The sequence below is a fragment of the Paenibacillus tepidiphilus genome (assembly GCF_008635795.1).
Classification (GTDB): Bacteria; Bacillota; Bacilli; order Paenibacillales; family Paenibacillaceae; genus Paenibacillus_AQ; species Paenibacillus_AQ tepidiphilus.
Window position 1 is genome coordinate 1 of record NZ_VWRQ01000021.1, and the last position, 15,024, is coordinate 15,024.

Consider the following 15,024-nt stretch of genomic DNA (forward strand, 5'->3'; position numbering starts at 1 on the left):
ATGGTCTTAGTGGTCAAACCCTCAGTCCCTCCACCCGCATAGCGGGTGGTTTTTTGTTTCGCGCGTTTCACGCACTCAACTGGCTAAAGCCATAACAACAACAGACCACCCCGAAGGATGGTCTGCCTGGCAAATCAGTATCTTTAATTTTTGGGAAGCGGGTCGGGATGGGCGGTTTCGGCCGGTTTGGCTACCCAATCGTCGGCCTCGGGCTCAATGTCCACACCATTCTCCATCTTCTTGCGCTCGGCCAGTGAATCACCGTCTTTGTTCTCTTTATTGCGGATTTCCGCTTCGTCTTGACTGTAGTCCGGCATGACAATTCCCTCCTATCGGTTATATGAGTGTTACTGTCTTTCCCATAGTTATAGTTACCCGATAGTCAAATTTACAAACATTATTTCTGCCCGCACTCGTCTTGGCAGTCTCCGGAGCCTAGTGATACAGCATCCAGGCGGCCACCGGGCCGACGATGGAACCGACGATGGCAGAGACCGTCATGGCTACAGAGCTCATTGAGACAGCCCGCTCGCCGTATTCCAGCGCTTTGGCGGTGCCAAGGGCATGGGAGGCCGTGCCCAATCCGATGCCGATCCCCGATTCGCCGCGGATGCGGAACAGCTTGATAATGTAGGGACCGCCAATGGCACCGGTGAAGCCGGCAATCATGACGAACACCGAGGTCAGCGACGCATCCCCGCCGAGATTGCCGGATATCTGAATCGCCACCGCTGTCGTAATCGACTTCGGCAGCACCGAAAGTACATACATTTTGGAGAAGCCGAACCAGAGCGCCAGCAGCAGACCGCTGAACATGCCGACCAGCAGGCCGGTGAACGTCCCGCCCAGCACGGCCGGGAGATTCTGCCACAGCACGTGGCGCTGTTTATAGAGAGGATACGCCAGGGATACCACCGCCGGACCGAGCAGCCGGTTGATCCACTCCCCGCCGATCATGTAGGTCTCATATGAAATATGCAGGCCGAGCAGCAGAACAACCAATGTAAAAGTTGCGGTCAAGGCAGGCAGCAGAACCGGCAGGCGGTAACGTTTATAGAGCATGGACATGAGGAGATAGACACCGACGCTGAGCAGAATAAAGACCAGGGCAAGCAGCACGTTCATGCTTCCTTCTCCTTCTTGCTGCGGATCAGCGGGACAAATGTCCGGCGGTTCCCCAGTGCCTTGCTGCGGCTGGCAATCCACTCGCTGGAATGGGCCGTCACCGCCATCGTAATGACGCTGCTGACGACCAGAATGCCGATCAGGAGCAGGCCTCTGCCGCTGAACATATCCAAATGGTTCATAATTCCCGCTGTTGCCGGGATGAAGAACATCGGCAGGTAAGCAAGGATAAAGGAGGAGCCCTCTTCAATCATCTTTACCGGCACGATCTTGAGCAAGAGCAGGGCAAACAGCAGCAGCAGTCCGACAATACTGCCCGGTACAGGAAGCTGAAGCTGCTTCTGCAGAAACTCCCCGGCCAGGAAGAACACATACAGCACACCGATCTGGACAATGATACGAATGATTTTCACGATGCAGGAATCCCTTCAATCTTGAAATGTAGAGCATGATATGACTTCCGAAACGGCTGACTTTATAAGACTATCAGACCTTTCAGTAAATTTTCAATTACAATAAGCGGATTTCAAGCAGATTTCAAGCAAATTTCAGAAATTATCGATCTCTGATTGCCCGACTATGTGTGAATGCGCTAATAACACAAAGACCCTTCCGATTGCATACGGCTAAGCCGTCAACGTTCAGAAAGGTCTGCTTTGTGCGAAAGGTCTGCTCCCTGCAGAAAGAGCTGCTCATAACTATAGCGAATGCTTAGAAGAACTTCTGATTATGCCGCTGTCGCTTACACCCACTGAATGACCTGATCAGCGCTTTGCCGGGTCTTCCCGCGGGGTTCGTTCAGGCGATAGCCGAAGGCGGCCATGCAGGCGATACCGAAATGCCCGGGGTCCATAATGCCCTCCGCCGTCAAAATTTCTTCGATAGCCGCTTTATTGAAGCCCTCAATCGGGCAGGAGTCGATGCCGATCTGTGCGGCGGCAGTCATCATATTTCCGAGCGCCAGGTAGGTCTGGCGGGCCGCCCATTCGAACAAGGCCCGGTCATTGCCCGCCAGCGCAAAGTCGTTCGCCAGAAAAGCGGCAAAAGCCTTCTCCTTGCCTGCAGCCACGTCCGCCGGAAGCTTCTGCACGCCTTCCGTCATGCTGCGCAGATAAGCCGAGCCGGCGCTCATGTCGTGCGGTTGACGGGCCAGAATCAGCATAAAGTGGCTGGCTGTAGGCAGCTGCTTTTGCGCCCCCCAGGCATGGGGCTTCAGCTTCTCCCGGATTTCGGGACTCTGCACCACGACGAAGCGCCACGGCTCGAATCCGAAGGAGCTTGGCGAGAGGCGTCCGGTCTCCAGAATAAACTGAAAATCCTCTTCGCTGATTACGCGGCTGCTGTCGAACTCCTTGGCCGCATGTCTAAAGGCAAAGGCCGCTAAAATATCTTCCTTGATTGCTGCTGTCGCTGTTGCTTCCATCGTTCATTACACCCTTTCGTCCCGGCAAGGGAAATTGAATTGACTGGCACTTGCTTACGAGCTAATCTTAAAATATATACAGCAGAGTTGGAAGTACGCACATTTTTGATATGTAGTATACAAATTGATACTGTAAGGAGTGTTCCAGCATGAGGGAGCGCAAAGGCGGATTTGGCGAGTGTCCGGAAGGCGGAGTGGCCTGCCCCGTGGAATTCACGCTGGGTGTCATTGGCGGCAAATGGAAGGGTGTGCTGCTGTATCATCTGATGGACGGCTGCAAGCGGTTCAACGAATTCCGCAGAATCTGTCCCGGCATTACGCAGCGTATGCTGACCCTGCAGCTGCGCGAGCTGGAGGAAGACGGCATCGTTCACCGCGAAGTGTACCAGCAGATCCCCCCGAAGGTGGAGTACTCACTGACACCGTTCGGGCAGACACTGATCCCGATTATTCAGCAGATGAAAGTATGGGGGCTGGAATATCAAAGCAAACAGCTCTCCGCAGAGAGCTGTTCAAGTGATAAAGAGCTGCCGATGTAGTTATTCTTCATCAAAGAAATGCTCTGACTTCTGCCGGTGTTCATCGGTCACCTGACCGGCCAAAGCACGGACACCGGCGGCGATAATCGCTGCATCGTCGGTGAGTCCGAGGCCGATAAAGGCATCAGGAATCGTATCGAGCGGTGAAATGAAATAGGCCAGTGCCCCGAAGGCAATGCCCTTGGCCCAGAGCGGAGTTTTGGCGTCAAGGGCGCAGTAATACATGGCCACGGCATCTCTGGTGAACGGAATCCGGCCGGCAAATTTGCGCAGCTTGCTCCAGAAGCTCTTTTTGACCAGCGCTTCGTTCTCCCGCTTGTACTGGAAGGCCTCGGTAAGCTCTGCACTCCCCGCCGCAGCCGGCAATTGCTGCCTGTGCTCCTTCATGGATTCATCCCTCCTGAATTTCTTCCGTTATGCAGCTAACCTGTATGCAGCTAACCTGCTGCCTATGAACTTACATACCGCCGATCTGCCGGATTGAAACGAACCCGGCTTGCTGCAGGAGCCCCGGCTCCGGAAGCCCAGGTAAAAAAGTTTAGTATTGCCACTATAAAAACGCATACTTTAGTATGGATCATGTGAGACTATTACGCATTTTGTGGAAGGAGAGGTTTGCTATCAGATACGGAACTTTGGCGCATACGGCCGGTCGTCTTCCGCTTCAGGAACTTACCGCCGAGCTGGCAACCTACGGCATCGACTTTGTGCAGCTTGCGCTGTCCAAGGCCATTGCCGATATTGACTTATCTACAGGCAAGCTCAGCCCGGGCCTGGCCAACTATATCGGGGAGCATTTCGACCGTGCGGGCATCCGCATCGGGGTGCTCGGCTGCTATATCGACCCGATTCATCCCGATCCGGCGGTCCGCCGGGCAGAGATTAACCGGTTCAAGGAGCATTTACGGTATGCCCGTCACTTCGGCGCACCTATGGTCGCTACCGAAAGCGGCGGCCTGACCACCTTCAAGGCGTCCGATCCTGAGCGGTACGAGAGTATCGGGTGGGATATCTTCAAATCCACTGTTGAAGAGCTGGCTGAAGAAGCGGAGAAATGGGGCGTCTTCCTGGCACTGGAAGGTGTATCCTCCCACACACTGTCCAGTCCGGAGAAAATACAGCGTATTCTGGATGAAGTGCCTTCCAGCGCCATCGGCATCGTCTTTGATCCCTGCAACCTGATCGGAGCCGATGTAGAGCGTCAGGACCAGATCGTCGACCAGGCGTTCGAGCTGTATGGCGACCGGATCATATTGGCCCACTTGAAGGATATCTATGCCGAAGGTGAACACATCCGCCATGGCAAATCGGGACAGGGCTTGTTCCATACCGCACGGTTCCTGAACAAGCTGCAGAGCTATAAACCGATGATCGATGTTTCTCTTGAGGAGATCACTGGCAGCGAAATCAAGGAAACCGTGTCGCTGCTAAATCACCTGCGCGATAAGTAAGACGAAGCTCAGCGGCCGGCGGAGCCTGGAAGACCACCAGCCGGCCTTATTCATAATGCTTCCAGTTCAGCAGGTGGATATCCTCGTCCTGCAGCCATCTGGCGGCGAGCACAATCTGGCCGGTATGGTAAGCATAATGCTCTGCCGTACCGATCAGTACCTTCTGAATGCTCCACCGGTAACTCTGCACGCCGGAGTCCTCCGGATAATACACCGTTACCTCCCGCTCCAAATCACCGCCCGTAAGCTGCCGGACCACACACCGGCTCTCCTCCCTGACTGTCCGCAGCCGGTCCAGCAGCTCGGCTCCGCTCATTCCCCCGCGGGCCAGAAATTCTCCGCGCCGGTCCCGCACCGTTCCTGATCCGCCGATTGCCCCGCCGATATGCTGTGCTTCGTTGCCTGCCAAATGCAGGCACAAATTGCCGATGGCGTTCATTTTCGGCCTTGGGCGGAGCCAGATTTTGTCCTCCGGCAGCTCTCCGACCGCCTTTTCGATGTACCCCAAGGATTGTTCCAGTCTCCGCATACACTCTGTAATGATTTCGCTCACCTTCATGGCCTCCCCTGAATAAAATAATGGCAAAACGCTTGCTTAACTTGCCTGTACACCCCATTTACAGAAGGGAAGCGATCAGCCTTGAGATTCACCTTTCCCATTCTCACCCTATGCCATGGCGGGGCGCAGCGGATGCTGGTTGAGCTTACCAACGGCCTTACGGCCATGGGCCACCAGGTTGTGATCCTCATGCCGCTGGGGGGTGATGTTTCGTATACGGTCCACTCCACGCTGCTCCGCACCGATCACACAGTGCTGCGGGAGACGGATTTCCCATATGCCGATGTCATCGTATCCAATTTCTACACCACTGTCCCGGTCGCCGAAGCGGCCAGCAGCAACGGTAAGGGTGTACATGTAAGGCTTTCTCTTTGCTATGAACCGCTGTTTCTGCCGGAGAACGAGAAATCCTTTCCTTCTTATCATATCACTCCCAATTTGATCGTTTTGTCACAATGGCAGCAGGAGCTGATCGAATTGGGCCATGGCATTACCGGCAGCATCGTACCGGTCGGGATCAGTGCCGCTTTCCGGAACCTGAGCATCCGCCACCGGCTGCAGGAGCCGCTGAACATCACGGCCATTCTCCGCAAGGAGGAGAACGGCTTCTCCTGGCACCGCGAGCAGAGCTATCTGGTGCAGCAGCTGGACGCCGTCAAGCAGAACCTGCCGCATGTGAATATCAATTTCATCAGCCCGCCGGATGAGTTCTATAGCTCCCCCTCCCTGCAGGCGATGAAGGCAAGCGGCAAATACCGCTTTTATACGCCGCCGAATGATGCGGAGCTGTGCTACCACTACAATTGCGCCGATATCTTCGTCAGCTCCAGCAGCTTCGACACCGGCTCCCTGCCCGGACTCGAGGCGATGCGCTGCGGCGCCGCGCTCGTATCGGTCTACTCCGGCGGCAATCTCGAATATGCCCGCCATGAGGAGAACTGCCTGCTCTCGTACCGGTATGAGAACCGGCTGGCCTCGGATGTCGCCCGGCTGGCCATGGACCACCCGCTCCGCGCCCGCCTGGCCCGGCAGGGTGAGATCGATTCGGCGGGATGGACCTGGGAGAACAGCGTGAAGAAGCTGGAAGAGGCCGTCCTCCGATTTCTCTCGGGTAGCGCAGCCCAGCAGCCGCGCGCGTCCGCCAGATCCCGCTTATCGGGCATCTTCCGGACCGGCAAAAGCTGAACCTGCAACCCAAACAGCAGCAATCCAGAATTACCGGATTTGCTGCTGTCCTGTTTCTCGGGTTCTATAAAAGCAGCGGTTCTATTGGCCGAAGATAACATCCTGCTTGCCGAGGCGGGAGTCATTCCACACTGCCGCCAGCGTGTTGGGGAACTGGGTGGCCGCCGTAATATAATCTCCGATCAGCGGAACCGGGGTCGGTGAATTGCCGTTCGGATTGGTGGATACATCCGTAAGTCTGGTGTTCACAAAGGACAGGCCGCTGTTGATCGACTCCGCCACAAACACATCGAGCAGGAAACCGTTCAGCCGGTTCGTGTAATAAATCACGCGGATCGTACCGTTAAAGGGCGAGACTGTAATGGAGGGCGAGAAATTCTGGGAGCCGGGCGGTGAGCCTGTGATACTGACCGGCGCCGACCACAGGAGACCGTCCGGTGAACGCGAGAAGAAAATGTCAGCATAGCCCTGCCGGAAATCATTCCAAACCGCATATACGGAGCCTGCGAACTGGCCATCCGAAATATCGGCCCCGAGGGCCAGATTGGTCTGCACGCGGAAGGCATACCCCGGCACAGGCAATGGGCTGGGCACCGGCACCGTATTGGCAATAAAGGTGGCCCCGCGGTTGGCAGGCGGGCTGAAGGTTGCTCCGCCGTCCTGCGATACACGCACCAGCGCATAGGTCGGTCCTCCGCCGATCAGAATATAGCCCGCGTACACTTGACCTGCGAGCCCCACGACCAGCGCGGCGCGTTCGATCCGGCCGCGCGGGTCCGAGATGCGGATCGGAGGCTCCCAGGTCAAGCCTTTGTCCAATGAGCGCTGGAAGAAGATCGCTGAATTCACTGCCAGATTATATAGCGGTGTATAACCGACATACACATTACCCAGATACGGGCTGGAGGGTGAAAAGTCGGAAGCCAGAAACGGTTCATCATTATGCAGATAAGTTCCATACCCTCTGCGGACAATGACCGGCGGATTAAAGGTTGCCCCATCATCAAAGGAAGTGTAGGTGGCGATCGTACCGTCATTGAATTCATTGAAAAAATGGACTGCAACGATAAAGGTGCTTGGGAAGGTGTAGTCTATCGTCGGTGCTTCTGCGCTCATAAAGCCCGGCGCCTGCGGCAAAATGGTATTCGACCAGGTCTGGCCGCCGTCCACCGACCGGTAGAATCCCGTCAGCGCCGTTCCGGTGCTGTCATCCACCGCCACCACGCACATGATGTTCGGGTTAAGCAAGCTGACCACAATCGAGGGCTCGATATGGTTACCCGGAAGCGCTGCGGTCACATTGACATTTACCATGGCCTATCCCCCTTGGTCATGTTGGAATGATGGACAACCGGTCAATGTATGTAAGCTCAGGCTGCAAAATCCGGTCCAATACATTGCCTGCGGCATCGAGTGCGAACACGTTGATCATCGTGTTGACTGCACTGTAGAAATTCATCTGCACTTCATAGTAATCTGCAATATTGACTGAGTAGGTCTGTACAATCAGCTGCTGGGCGTTGATCTGGAACAACGCCTCTCCGACCGGGAAACGGGTGAAATTGACGCCGCGGAAATGAAAAATCTGCAGATTCAAATTGATCGGCACCATCGTGGAATCATTCAGACAGGAAATCTGAATCCGGTCGATATGATTCAGGCCAGCCGGCGGGTTATAGACGGCGCCTGTGGTATACGGCATGCTCCTGCCCCCCCCTCCTGCCGCCGGAAGAGCAAGCTCTTCTAACGATTGTTCGCATAATATTTCCTCCCATCTTCAAATGACCGCTTTTATATGATTATGTTGACGGATTTTGTCCAATGAGCGAAAGGTTTATAGAACATGCAGGGGAATGCAGCATTAAAAAAAGGATGCTTGCGCATCCCTACCCGGACCATTACATGAGCAGTGACATTCCTGAGAAGACCAGCGGTCCGACAACGTTCGGCGGAGCGGCACCGGTGAAGGCGGAAACGGTGAGTCCGTATGCGTAATAGCCGGCTGGAAGGCCGCTGTCCATATACGAAAAGCTAACCCCGTCGAAGACTTCCGCCGGAATGCCTCCTGCACGTATCGAAAAGATGGCCGCTCCGTTACGGACGATGGTATAAATGCAATCGGCACCAGGCGTCCCGCCGGTGTTCTGCAGCCCGACTGTCGCCTGTAGCAGAGCGGACCCTCCCGCGGCCACGTTAAGGCCAAACTGTCCCAGAATCGTGCTGTTGGGCAATACTTGAACCGAAAATGATGTCGTCTGACTGAAGCTGGACGGAACATTTTTACCGAAATCAATAATCTGCGCCATTCTCCGCTCACCCCATCGAGAGTCCCGAGAAATCGGCGGGACCCACCACATTGGCCGCATTCACAGCGGCAGAATTGACCAGCGAGACACTCATGGTGTAACTGTAGTAGCCTGTGGGAATATTAGTATCCACATAGCTGAAAGTAACGTCCTCAAAATCTCCGGCGCTGCTGATTTGGGTTTGAATTGTAAAAATAGGCGTGCCGTTCCGTGCCAGTATAAACATCAGGATCGGCGAGCCGCCGACAGACTGCATTCCGATCGTAGCGTTCAGCAGCACATTGCCCCCTTGCGTAACGAACAACCCAAAGTTGGTAAGCAGCGTACTGGAGGGCGCCGCAGCAACCGGAACGGCGAGCGACTGGCTGAAGCTGTTCACGGTGCTTTTACTGAAATCGACAAGCTGTACCATAACCAAACCTCCTTCATATCGGATAGTGAACTTACAATCAGCATATGGCGGATTGCTGCAGTTGTTTGGACCTTTGTGGCCTGTTTCTTTCGGGGGGAGGCTGGGCAGTGGCAAAAACCATGACATCTGTGTATAGGCATACCCCTGCCTGCAGCAGTACACTAATAAAACATAGGAATCTTCAGGCAAAGATGAGGCGATGATAACAATGAATACTTGGACAGAGGGAGCCGGGGCGAAATTTAAAACACTGGTCAGCGGCGATTCCATTTCCAAAGGTGTCATTTACGATGAATCAAGAAGCAAATATGTTATTCTGGAGGACAATTATGTCTCCTTGCTCCAGGATAAGCTGAAGGGCGGACTGCGCAACACCGCACGGTTCGGCAACACGTTGATGAAGGGCTTCGGCAATTTGCAGCGGGATGTCGTGAAGGATAAGCCCGATATCGTATTGATTGAATACGGCGGCAATGATTGCGACTTCCACTGGGAAGAGATCGCGCTTAATCCCGACGCGGAGCATAATCCGAAAACCGCTTTTCCGAAATTTGAAGCGATGCTCCTGGACATGATTGATTACCTCAAGGGCCAGAATATCGTGCCAGTCCTGATGAATCTTCCTCCGCTGAACGCCGACAGCTACTTCAAATGGGTCAGCGGCAGTAATCCGAAGTCGGAGGTCAATATTCTGAAGTGGCTCGGCAGCGTTACGAAAATCTACTGGTGGCAGGAGAAATACAATTCCACCATCATGAAGGTGGCGGAAAATACCGGAACCCGGCTGATCGATATCCGCAGTGCGTTCCTGCAGGAACCGGACTTTACCAGACTGATCTGTGTGGACGGCATCCATCCGAACCGTGAAGGACACCGCATTATATACGACAAGGTACTGAGCTTCATCCGCAGCAGCGAACCGCACCTGCTGCAGGACGGCGGCTTCCACCCTGCTGCAAGGCATTAGCTTAAGGCACGGGCCGCAAGCATTCAGCCTTCCCTTCAGTCTCACGGCATTGCCGTCCAAGCTTCCCGAAAGCAGCATTTCGGGAGGCTTTTTGTATTGGTTTATAAACCCGTTAGGCTTCCGGCTGCGGCTGCAGCGATACATATTTGTCGCCGAGCACTTGTTTGAAATACTCACGGTTATAGAGCATGCTGGGATGATTCGGCTGGTAGCACAGCGCTGTTTCGTTGTAGAGATTGCCCTTCTCCGGATCTCCGATGCGGTCATAACATAACGCCAGCTGCAGATTCGGCAGCCAGGTGTCATAAGCCCCGTTCCACATCCCCATGGACTCTGCCGGGCGCGGCAGCAGCAGCGCGGTCTCGTACCAGTAGATGGCGGGAGTGTACTGCCCTCGGTCCAGATGCCATGCAGCCAGCCGGCAGCAGAGCTCCGGCCGGGGCTTGTCATACCGCAGCGCCCGGCAGAGCGCTGCAAATGCCCCGTCAGGGTCGCCCAGCTGCTGGCGGCATTCGGCCAGGCGCAGACAGGCCTGCAGATTGTCCTCGATCCAGCCCTGGCCCCCGTCCAGAAACCTCTCATAATAAGCGGACGCTTCCGCAGCCAAGCTGTGGTCGCGCAGCTCGTTGGCATAATAGAACTGATCACGCGGCGAGAAGCTCTCTCCGGCTTCCTCCCGCTTGCGGTAAATCCGCAGATTGCGGTCCGTATAGGCTTTGTCTTTCTCATGGGTCACGCTGACATCGCTGCTGTACAGATTGCCGTACACCTCCAGATATTCATGCACGGGACCGATCCAGCGGAAGTTGCAGCTGCGGCGTACAAGCCGGTTGCGGCGCAGGGAAGTAATCACCTGCCCCTCACTGTCAAAGGCCAGATTGTACTGCATACTGACGCTGTCCACCTCCGGCGGCAGCGTGCGCTTCAGCTCCTGAAAGCGCGCCTGATCCTCTTCCTTGAGGAAGTCGTCGGCGTCGAACCAGAAGATGTATTCCTTTGTCGCCTTGCTGAAGGCGAAGTTCCGGGCAGCGGAGAAATCATCAACCCAGGCAAAATCATGGATCACGGCACCGAAGGATGCAGCGATTTCTTTGGTCCGGTCGGTCGAGCCGGTATCGACAATGATAATCTCGTCGGCGATCCCCTTCATGGATGACAAGCAGCGGGGCAGACTGTTCTCTTCATTGCGGACGATCATGCACAGGCTGATTTCGATCATAAGTCCCTTGTTCCTCCTGAACGCATATTTAGTGCTACTTTATTGATATGCACCTGCTTCCGTAAGGAACTCTTGTACTCACCTACATCCGGCGAGGAACCTGCAGGCCTATCTTTTTTCCTGCAAAATCACTTGCAGCAAGCAACTTTTCTGCGGATGCAAGGGTCAATAAAGAGTAGAGAAGGAGGAACAGCATGAACAGCAGGCGCAATGAGACTGCCCTGATGGAACCCGGCGAACTGCAGGCGCTGATGGATACGTACGGGGATGATATCTGGAATTATGCTTATTTTCTCTCCGGCAGCCGTAGCGCCGCCGACGATATCGCCCAGGAGACCTTTATCCGGGCCTATAAATATATGGGCAGCTTCCGCGGTGACGCCTCCGTCAAGACCTGGCTGCTGCGCATTGCCAGAGGCCGCTTTCTGACCTTCCGCAGCAGCAGCTTTATCCGCAGGGTGACGCTGCAGGATACTCCGGAGCCAAGCGGCGCAGAACGTTCAGCCGAGGAGGAGTTTCTGCGGCAATCGCTGCACGGGGATGTATGGGCACTGGTGCTGAGGCTGCCCCGCAAAGACCGCGAGGTGCTGATGCTGCACGCCCATTACGGCATGTCGATGGAGGAAATGGCAGCCACACTGGGCCTGTCGCTGTCCGCTGTCAAATCAAGACTGCAGCGGGCCCGGCGGAAAGCGGCCCAAGGCTGGGAGAAGGAGCTGAAGGATGATGGGCAACAGCAATAAGGATTGGGAAGAGCAAATGAAGAATAAGCCGTTTGCGGACGGCAGCTTTAGTCCGCAGCTGCAGCAGAATGTACTGCAGCGGCTGGAGGAAGTACCGCGCAGCCGTTCCCGCCGCTGGGCTTACAGCCTCGCGCTGCTGCCGCTGGCGGCTGTATTGCTGCTGGCCGGCTACAGCAGCGGCTGGTTCGGCGCGGTCACGTGGGGGCCGGAGGCAGCGGCACCGCTGCCGGCGGGAACAGCCCCGGCGGCGGAAGGGGGCAGCGACAGTGTAGCTCCCGTGACGCCGAACCCCGCAGCCGAGCCCCCGCAGCCGCTGGTGGATTTCCCCGCTGCGGAGGGCGGCGCGGGAACGGTGCCGCTGCCCCTCTCCACCATTCTCGCGGTTCCGAGCGTGGATGACGGCAGCCAGCCCTCCACAGCCGAGCCGCCGGGGCTGCCGGAGATGACGGACGCGCTGCCAGCCGGCTTGATGGGCGAACTGCAGGCGGCGCTCGTATACCACGCCGTTGGCGGCAGCGGCTATCTGCTGCTCGCCCCGAAGGGCTGGCAGGCCTCGGCCGTTATTGGGGCGAACGGCTCTTACGGAACCACGTTCACAGATCCGGAAAATCCGCAGCAAACCCTGCATTATACCGACAATAACTGGGGCTGCCACGGCTGTGCCGTCGTCACGATCGGCAGTTATTTTCCGGGCAAGACAGCATGGGCCGAATCGTACGGCTACAGCATGGAGCCGTTGAACTTTACCCGTCAGGAGGTTCTGGGTCCGGAGCAGCGGATGGTGCGCTATACTGAAGCAGCTGACGCAGACGGTTATGTGAAAGAAGGTGCTCTCTATTATGAAGAAGGGGAATGGGGCTATCACATCCGCCGGCTGGAATTCACGCTCTCCCCGGATTCTGTAATGGACGGGACACGCGATACCGTGCTCAGCTTCTTCCAGACTCACCAAGGGGCGCTGCAGCTGCCTGTGGAATAGCTCATTTTATAGGTGAATTTGCGGACGCTGGAGTCGTTTGGTGTTATAATAGCGGAGAGTTTATTGATGCATCACAGTCAGACTTCAACAATCCGTATATTAGAAGGGGACGTTTGCTTTGTCAAAAATCATCAAAACGTTAACCATTGCCGGCAGTGACTCCAGCGGAGGCGCGGGCATTCAGGCCGACCTCAAGACCTTTGAGGAATACGGCACTTACGGGTTCAGCGCGTTGACGACCATCGTAACGATGGACCCGGATAACGGCTGGCACCACAATGTCTACCCGGTCGATGCGGCAATCGTCGCCGAGCAGCTCAAGACGGTATTCGCCGGCGGTCCGGTCGATGCGATGAAGACCGGGATGCTCGGCAGCGTGGAGATCGTACAGGTAGCCGAGCAGGCAATCAAAGCCAGCCGGCAGCAAAATGTCGTAATCGACCCGGTTATGGTCTGCAAAGGCGAAGATGAAGTGCTGAATCCGGAGAGCGCCAACGCAATCCGTGACCTGCTCCTTCCACTCGCCACCGTTGCTACCCCTAACCTGTTCGAGGCCGGCGTGCTCTCCGGACTGGGCAAGCTTAGCAGCATCGAGGATATGAAAGAAGCCGCCCGCCTGATTCACAAGCTCGGCACGAAGAATGTCGTTGTGAAAGGCGGCAAGGCGCTCGGCGGAGACACGGCCATCGATGTATTCTTCGACGGCTCCGATTTCACTGTCCTGGAATCGGTCAAGATCGAACCGGCGCATAATCACGGTGCAGGCTGCACCTTCGCCGCCGCAATTACCGGCGGTCTGGCGAACGGCTTGTCCGTTCACGATGCCGTTGCCAAGGCAAAGGACTTCGTCTCGGCAGCGATCCGTAGCGGCTATGCCTTTAATCAATATGTAGGCCCTGTCTTCCACGGCGGCTACCGCCTGGAGAACTAGGCCCCATCGCCAAATAGGAGCTGTCCCCGTAGCCGATGCAATGGCTTGGGGCAGCTCCTATTTGTTGCGAGTAGTTAACTTAGCTTCTTAGGCGGATGGTGTTCTCTGCAGGGCGGCTCAGTTATGGACAAACTGCTGCTGCAGCTCTGCGTTGACATTGCCGGTAGTGCCCAGCTGCGCTTATTATTCCGGGGAGGATTCCCCGGCTATATGTGCGATGAGACCCAGCGCTTTGGCTTTGACTTCATCGTCTGCAAGCACACCGATCAGAATCCGCTGGGTCGCCCGGTTGATCGGCAGCGCCGCCACAAACGGCGAGTCCGTAATATCCACGGCATACAGCACCTCCTGGCCGGTCTCGGAATTGGTGCCCCATTTCAGCCGGGGATCATCCTTGGCCAGCGTTCCATCCGTCACCAGCTGCTGCAGATCCTGAAAGCCCTCCTGGCCTCCGATCCACTCCACTGTCTCTTCGTCCAGAATCAGAATATTCGGCCGGTTGGCTGCCAGCTCGACTACAGCCTTCTGCATATAGTTCATATCGAAGCCGGTTGCGCCCTCTCCGACTTTAGGCAGATAGGTGATAGTCGCGCTCACCCGCTTCCATTCCGGATATTGCTCAATGAAAGCCTGCTCCAAGGGCGCTGTCTCGCCGTCCGGGTCCTGCACCCCGAAATTGCCGAGGAACATGACTGACGCGTCGAGTGGCGGCAGGGAGGCCAGATATTTTTTATGCTGAATATTGTTATAAATGGCATTACCGGCTATGGCCAGTACAATGACTGCAATCACGGAGATAATAACATGCGTCCGGTACAGGCGGAAGAACCGCTCCGTCTTGCTGGCAACGCCCGACAATTTGCCGTATTTGGCCAAACGCTGCTCCTCGGCTTCAGCAATTTCCTGCTTGTCCAGGGTGTCGAGGATAAACTTGAAGGTTTGGAAATCCTCTTCCGGCGCCGATCTTTCCTCGTCGTCATTTTTTTTGGAACGCTGCCGTTTGATCAGCAAATCGAATCTCTTGTTAATCTCTTCCCTGGATACGTTTTCAGGCAGTCCCAAACGTTCATACGCTTGCTTTAATTTGTCGCTCACTTTCATTTCTCCTTTTATAAATGATGCCTGTTGGTCCTGTTCTTGGTACTCCCTCTATTCTAACAGAGATCGCCTCCAATTCTCCACTCT

General features: G+C 55.7%; 19 protein-coding genes. 7 read left to right on the top strand and 12 right to left on the bottom strand.

The genetic code is table 11. From position 1 onward, the window contains the following. Positions 1 to 143 precede the first annotated feature (143 nt). The 4 genes from F1379_RS30095 to F1379_RS22665 form a co-directional block, all read right to left on the bottom strand. Positions 144 to 317: a hypothetical protein gene (locus F1379_RS30095; protein WP_203457161.1), complete on the bottom strand. Its 174-nt coding sequence runs from the start codon at positions 315 to 317 to the stop codon at positions 144 to 146. A gap of 118 nt (positions 318 to 435) precedes the next feature. After that, positions 436 to 1,125 carry an LrgB family protein gene (locus F1379_RS22655; RefSeq protein ID WP_150274300.1) on the bottom strand — a complete coding sequence of 230 codons (690 nt, stop codon included), beginning with the start codon at positions 1,123 to 1,125 and terminating at the stop codon, positions 436 to 438. Then, a complete protein-coding gene (locus F1379_RS22660; RefSeq protein WP_150274302.1) occupies positions 1,122 to 1,538 on the bottom strand; it encodes a CidA/LrgA family protein in 417 nt (138 codons plus the stop codon). Before F1379_RS22660 ends, F1379_RS22655 begins: the two co-directional genes overlap by 4 nt. Positions 1,539 to 1,867: 329 nt before the next feature. Further along, positions 1,868 to 2,548, bottom strand: a complete 681-nt coding sequence (locus tag F1379_RS22665; protein WP_150274304.1) for an NAD(P)H-dependent oxidoreductase — start codon at positions 2,546 to 2,548, stop codon at positions 1,868 to 1,870. Between the two features lie 149 nt (positions 2,549 to 2,697). On the opposite strand from F1379_RS22665, the gene F1379_RS22670 reads away from it, so the two are divergent. After that, positions 2,698 to 3,087, top strand: a complete 390-nt coding sequence (locus tag F1379_RS22670; RefSeq protein ID WP_150274307.1) for a winged helix-turn-helix transcriptional regulator — start codon at positions 2,698 to 2,700, stop codon at positions 3,085 to 3,087. On the opposite strand, the gene F1379_RS22675 is transcribed toward F1379_RS22670, so the two are convergent. Beyond that, positions 3,088 to 3,474: a YkvA family protein gene (locus F1379_RS22675; RefSeq protein ID WP_150274309.1), complete on the bottom strand. Its 387-nt coding sequence runs from the start codon at positions 3,472 to 3,474 to the stop codon at positions 3,088 to 3,090. A 248-nt stretch (positions 3,475 to 3,722) separates the two neighbouring features. Between F1379_RS22675 and F1379_RS22680 the strand changes: the two genes are divergently transcribed. Next, positions 3,723 to 4,538 (top strand): sugar phosphate isomerase/epimerase family protein, encoded by an 816-nt coding sequence (locus tag F1379_RS22680; protein ID WP_239004769.1) that lies wholly within the window; start codon positions 3,723 to 3,725, stop codon positions 4,536 to 4,538. Between the two features lie 46 nt (positions 4,539 to 4,584). Here the strand turns inward: F1379_RS22680 and F1379_RS22685 are convergent, their stop codons facing one another. Beyond that, the gene (locus F1379_RS22685) at positions 4,585 to 5,091 is read right to left on the bottom strand and encodes a DinB family protein (protein WP_162551257.1); all 507 of its coding nucleotides are present in this window, start codon (positions 5,089 to 5,091) and stop codon (positions 4,585 to 4,587) included. An 87-nt stretch (positions 5,092 to 5,178) separates the two neighbouring features. Between F1379_RS22685 and F1379_RS22690 the strand changes: the two genes are divergently transcribed. Then, positions 5,179 to 6,282, top strand: a complete 1,104-nt coding sequence (locus F1379_RS22690) for a glycosyltransferase family 4 protein (protein WP_150274317.1) — start codon at positions 5,179 to 5,181, stop codon at positions 6,280 to 6,282. An 81-nt stretch (positions 6,283 to 6,363) separates the two neighbouring features. Here F1379_RS22690 and F1379_RS22695 read toward each other — a convergent pair whose 3' ends face one another. The 4 genes from F1379_RS22695 to F1379_RS22710 all read right to left on the bottom strand — a co-directional run bounded on the left by F1379_RS22695 (position 6,364) and on the right by F1379_RS22710 (position 9,000). Then, a complete protein-coding gene (locus F1379_RS22695) occupies positions 6,364 to 7,596 on the bottom strand; it encodes a sialidase family protein (RefSeq protein ID WP_150274319.1) in 1,233 nt (410 codons plus the stop codon). 16 nt (positions 7,597 to 7,612) lie between these two features. Beyond that, positions 7,613 to 7,984 carry a hypothetical protein gene (locus F1379_RS22700; RefSeq protein WP_150274321.1) on the bottom strand — a complete coding sequence of 124 codons (372 nt, stop codon included), beginning with the start codon at positions 7,982 to 7,984 and terminating at the stop codon, positions 7,613 to 7,615. Positions 7,985 to 8,180: 196 nt separating this feature from the next. After that, positions 8,181 to 8,588: a hypothetical protein gene (locus F1379_RS22705; protein ID WP_150274323.1), complete on the bottom strand. Its 408-nt coding sequence runs from the start codon at positions 8,586 to 8,588 to the stop codon at positions 8,181 to 8,183. Positions 8,589 to 8,595: 7 nt separating this feature from the next. After that, positions 8,596 to 9,000: a hypothetical protein gene (locus F1379_RS22710; RefSeq protein ID WP_150274325.1), complete on the bottom strand. Its 405-nt coding sequence runs from the start codon at positions 8,998 to 9,000 to the stop codon at positions 8,596 to 8,598. 208 nt (positions 9,001 to 9,208) lie between these two features. Here F1379_RS22710 and F1379_RS22715 point away from each other — a divergent pair, with 208 nt between their 5' ends. Continuing rightward, positions 9,209 to 9,967, top strand: a complete 759-nt coding sequence (locus F1379_RS22715; protein WP_150274327.1) for an SGNH/GDSL hydrolase family protein — start codon at positions 9,209 to 9,211, stop codon at positions 9,965 to 9,967. A gap of 112 nt (positions 9,968 to 10,079) precedes the next feature. Here the strand turns inward: F1379_RS22715 and F1379_RS22720 are convergent, their stop codons facing one another. After that, complete coding sequence (locus tag F1379_RS22720) at positions 10,080 to 11,186, bottom strand: tetratricopeptide repeat-containing glycosyltransferase family 2 protein (protein WP_150274329.1); 1,107 nt, start codon at positions 11,184 to 11,186, stop codon at positions 10,080 to 10,082. Between the two features lie 194 nt (positions 11,187 to 11,380). Here F1379_RS22720 and F1379_RS22725 point away from each other — a divergent pair, with 194 nt between their 5' ends. The 3 genes from F1379_RS22725 to thiD all read left to right on the top strand — a co-directional run bounded on the left by F1379_RS22725 (position 11,381) and on the right by thiD (position 13,839). Then, on the top strand, positions 11,381 to 11,929 hold the full coding sequence (locus tag F1379_RS22725) for an RNA polymerase sigma factor (RefSeq protein WP_150274331.1): 549 nt from the start codon (positions 11,381 to 11,383) through the stop codon (positions 11,927 to 11,929). Further along, the gene (locus tag F1379_RS22730) at positions 11,913 to 12,908 is read left to right on the top strand and encodes a DUF4850 domain-containing protein (RefSeq protein ID WP_162551258.1); all 996 of its coding nucleotides are present in this window, start codon (positions 11,913 to 11,915) and stop codon (positions 12,906 to 12,908) included. The genes F1379_RS22725 and F1379_RS22730 overlap by 17 nt, the downstream gene beginning before the upstream one ends. Before the next feature lie 118 nt (positions 12,909 to 13,026). After that, positions 13,027 to 13,839, top strand: a complete 813-nt coding sequence (gene thiD / locus F1379_RS22735) for a bifunctional hydroxymethylpyrimidine kinase/phosphomethylpyrimidine kinase (RefSeq protein WP_150274335.1) — start codon at positions 13,027 to 13,029, stop codon at positions 13,837 to 13,839. Between the two features lie 183 nt (positions 13,840 to 14,022). On the opposite strand, the gene F1379_RS22740 is transcribed toward thiD, so the two are convergent. Continuing rightward, a complete protein-coding gene (locus F1379_RS22740; protein ID WP_150274337.1) occupies positions 14,023 to 14,934 on the bottom strand; it encodes a hypothetical protein in 912 nt (303 codons plus the stop codon). Positions 14,935 to 15,024: the final 90 nt, after the last annotated feature.

What these genes read in the sequence shown, in the direction of transcription:
- F1379_RS30095 (WP_203457161.1), bottom strand. Translation starts at nt 317, where the DNA reads ATGCCGGACTACAGTCAAGACGAAGCGGAAATCCGCAATAAAGAGAAC.
- F1379_RS22655 (WP_150274300.1), bottom strand. Translation starts at nt 1,125, where the DNA reads ATGAACGTGCTGCTTGCCCTGGTCTTTATTCTGCTCAGCGTCGGTGTC.
- F1379_RS22665 (WP_150274304.1), bottom strand. Translation starts at nt 2,548, where the DNA reads ATGGAAGCAACAGCGACAGCAGCAATCAAGGAAGATATTTTAGCGGCC.
- F1379_RS22670 (WP_150274307.1), top strand. Translation starts at nt 2,698, where the DNA reads ATGAGGGAGCGCAAAGGCGGATTTGGCGAGTGTCCGGAAGGCGGAGTG.
- F1379_RS22675 (WP_150274309.1), bottom strand. Translation starts at nt 3,474, where the DNA reads ATGAAGGAGCACAGGCAGCAATTGCCGGCTGCGGCGGGGAGTGCAGAG.
- F1379_RS22695 (WP_150274319.1), bottom strand. Translation starts at nt 7,596, where the DNA reads ATGGTAAATGTCAATGTGACCGCAGCGCTTCCGGGTAACCATATCGAG.
- F1379_RS22700 (WP_150274321.1), bottom strand. Translation starts at nt 7,984, where the DNA reads ATGCCGTATACCACAGGCGCCGTCTATAACCCGCCGGCTGGCCTGAAT.
- F1379_RS22705 (WP_150274323.1), bottom strand. Translation starts at nt 8,588, where the DNA reads ATGGCGCAGATTATTGATTTCGGTAAAAATGTTCCGTCCAGCTTCAGT.
- F1379_RS22710 (WP_150274325.1), bottom strand. Translation starts at nt 9,000, where the DNA reads ATGGTACAGCTTGTCGATTTCAGTAAAAGCACCGTGAACAGCTTCAGC.
- F1379_RS22715 (WP_150274327.1), top strand. Translation starts at nt 9,209, where the DNA reads ATGAATACTTGGACAGAGGGAGCCGGGGCGAAATTTAAAACACTGGTC.
- F1379_RS22720 (WP_150274329.1), bottom strand. Translation starts at nt 11,186, where the DNA reads ATGATCGAAATCAGCCTGTGCATGATCGTCCGCAATGAAGAGAACAGT.
- F1379_RS22725 (WP_150274331.1), top strand. Translation starts at nt 11,381, where the DNA reads ATGAACAGCAGGCGCAATGAGACTGCCCTGATGGAACCCGGCGAACTG.
- F1379_RS22730 (WP_162551258.1), top strand. Translation starts at nt 11,913, where the DNA reads ATGGGCAACAGCAATAAGGATTGGGAAGAGCAAATGAAGAATAAGCCG.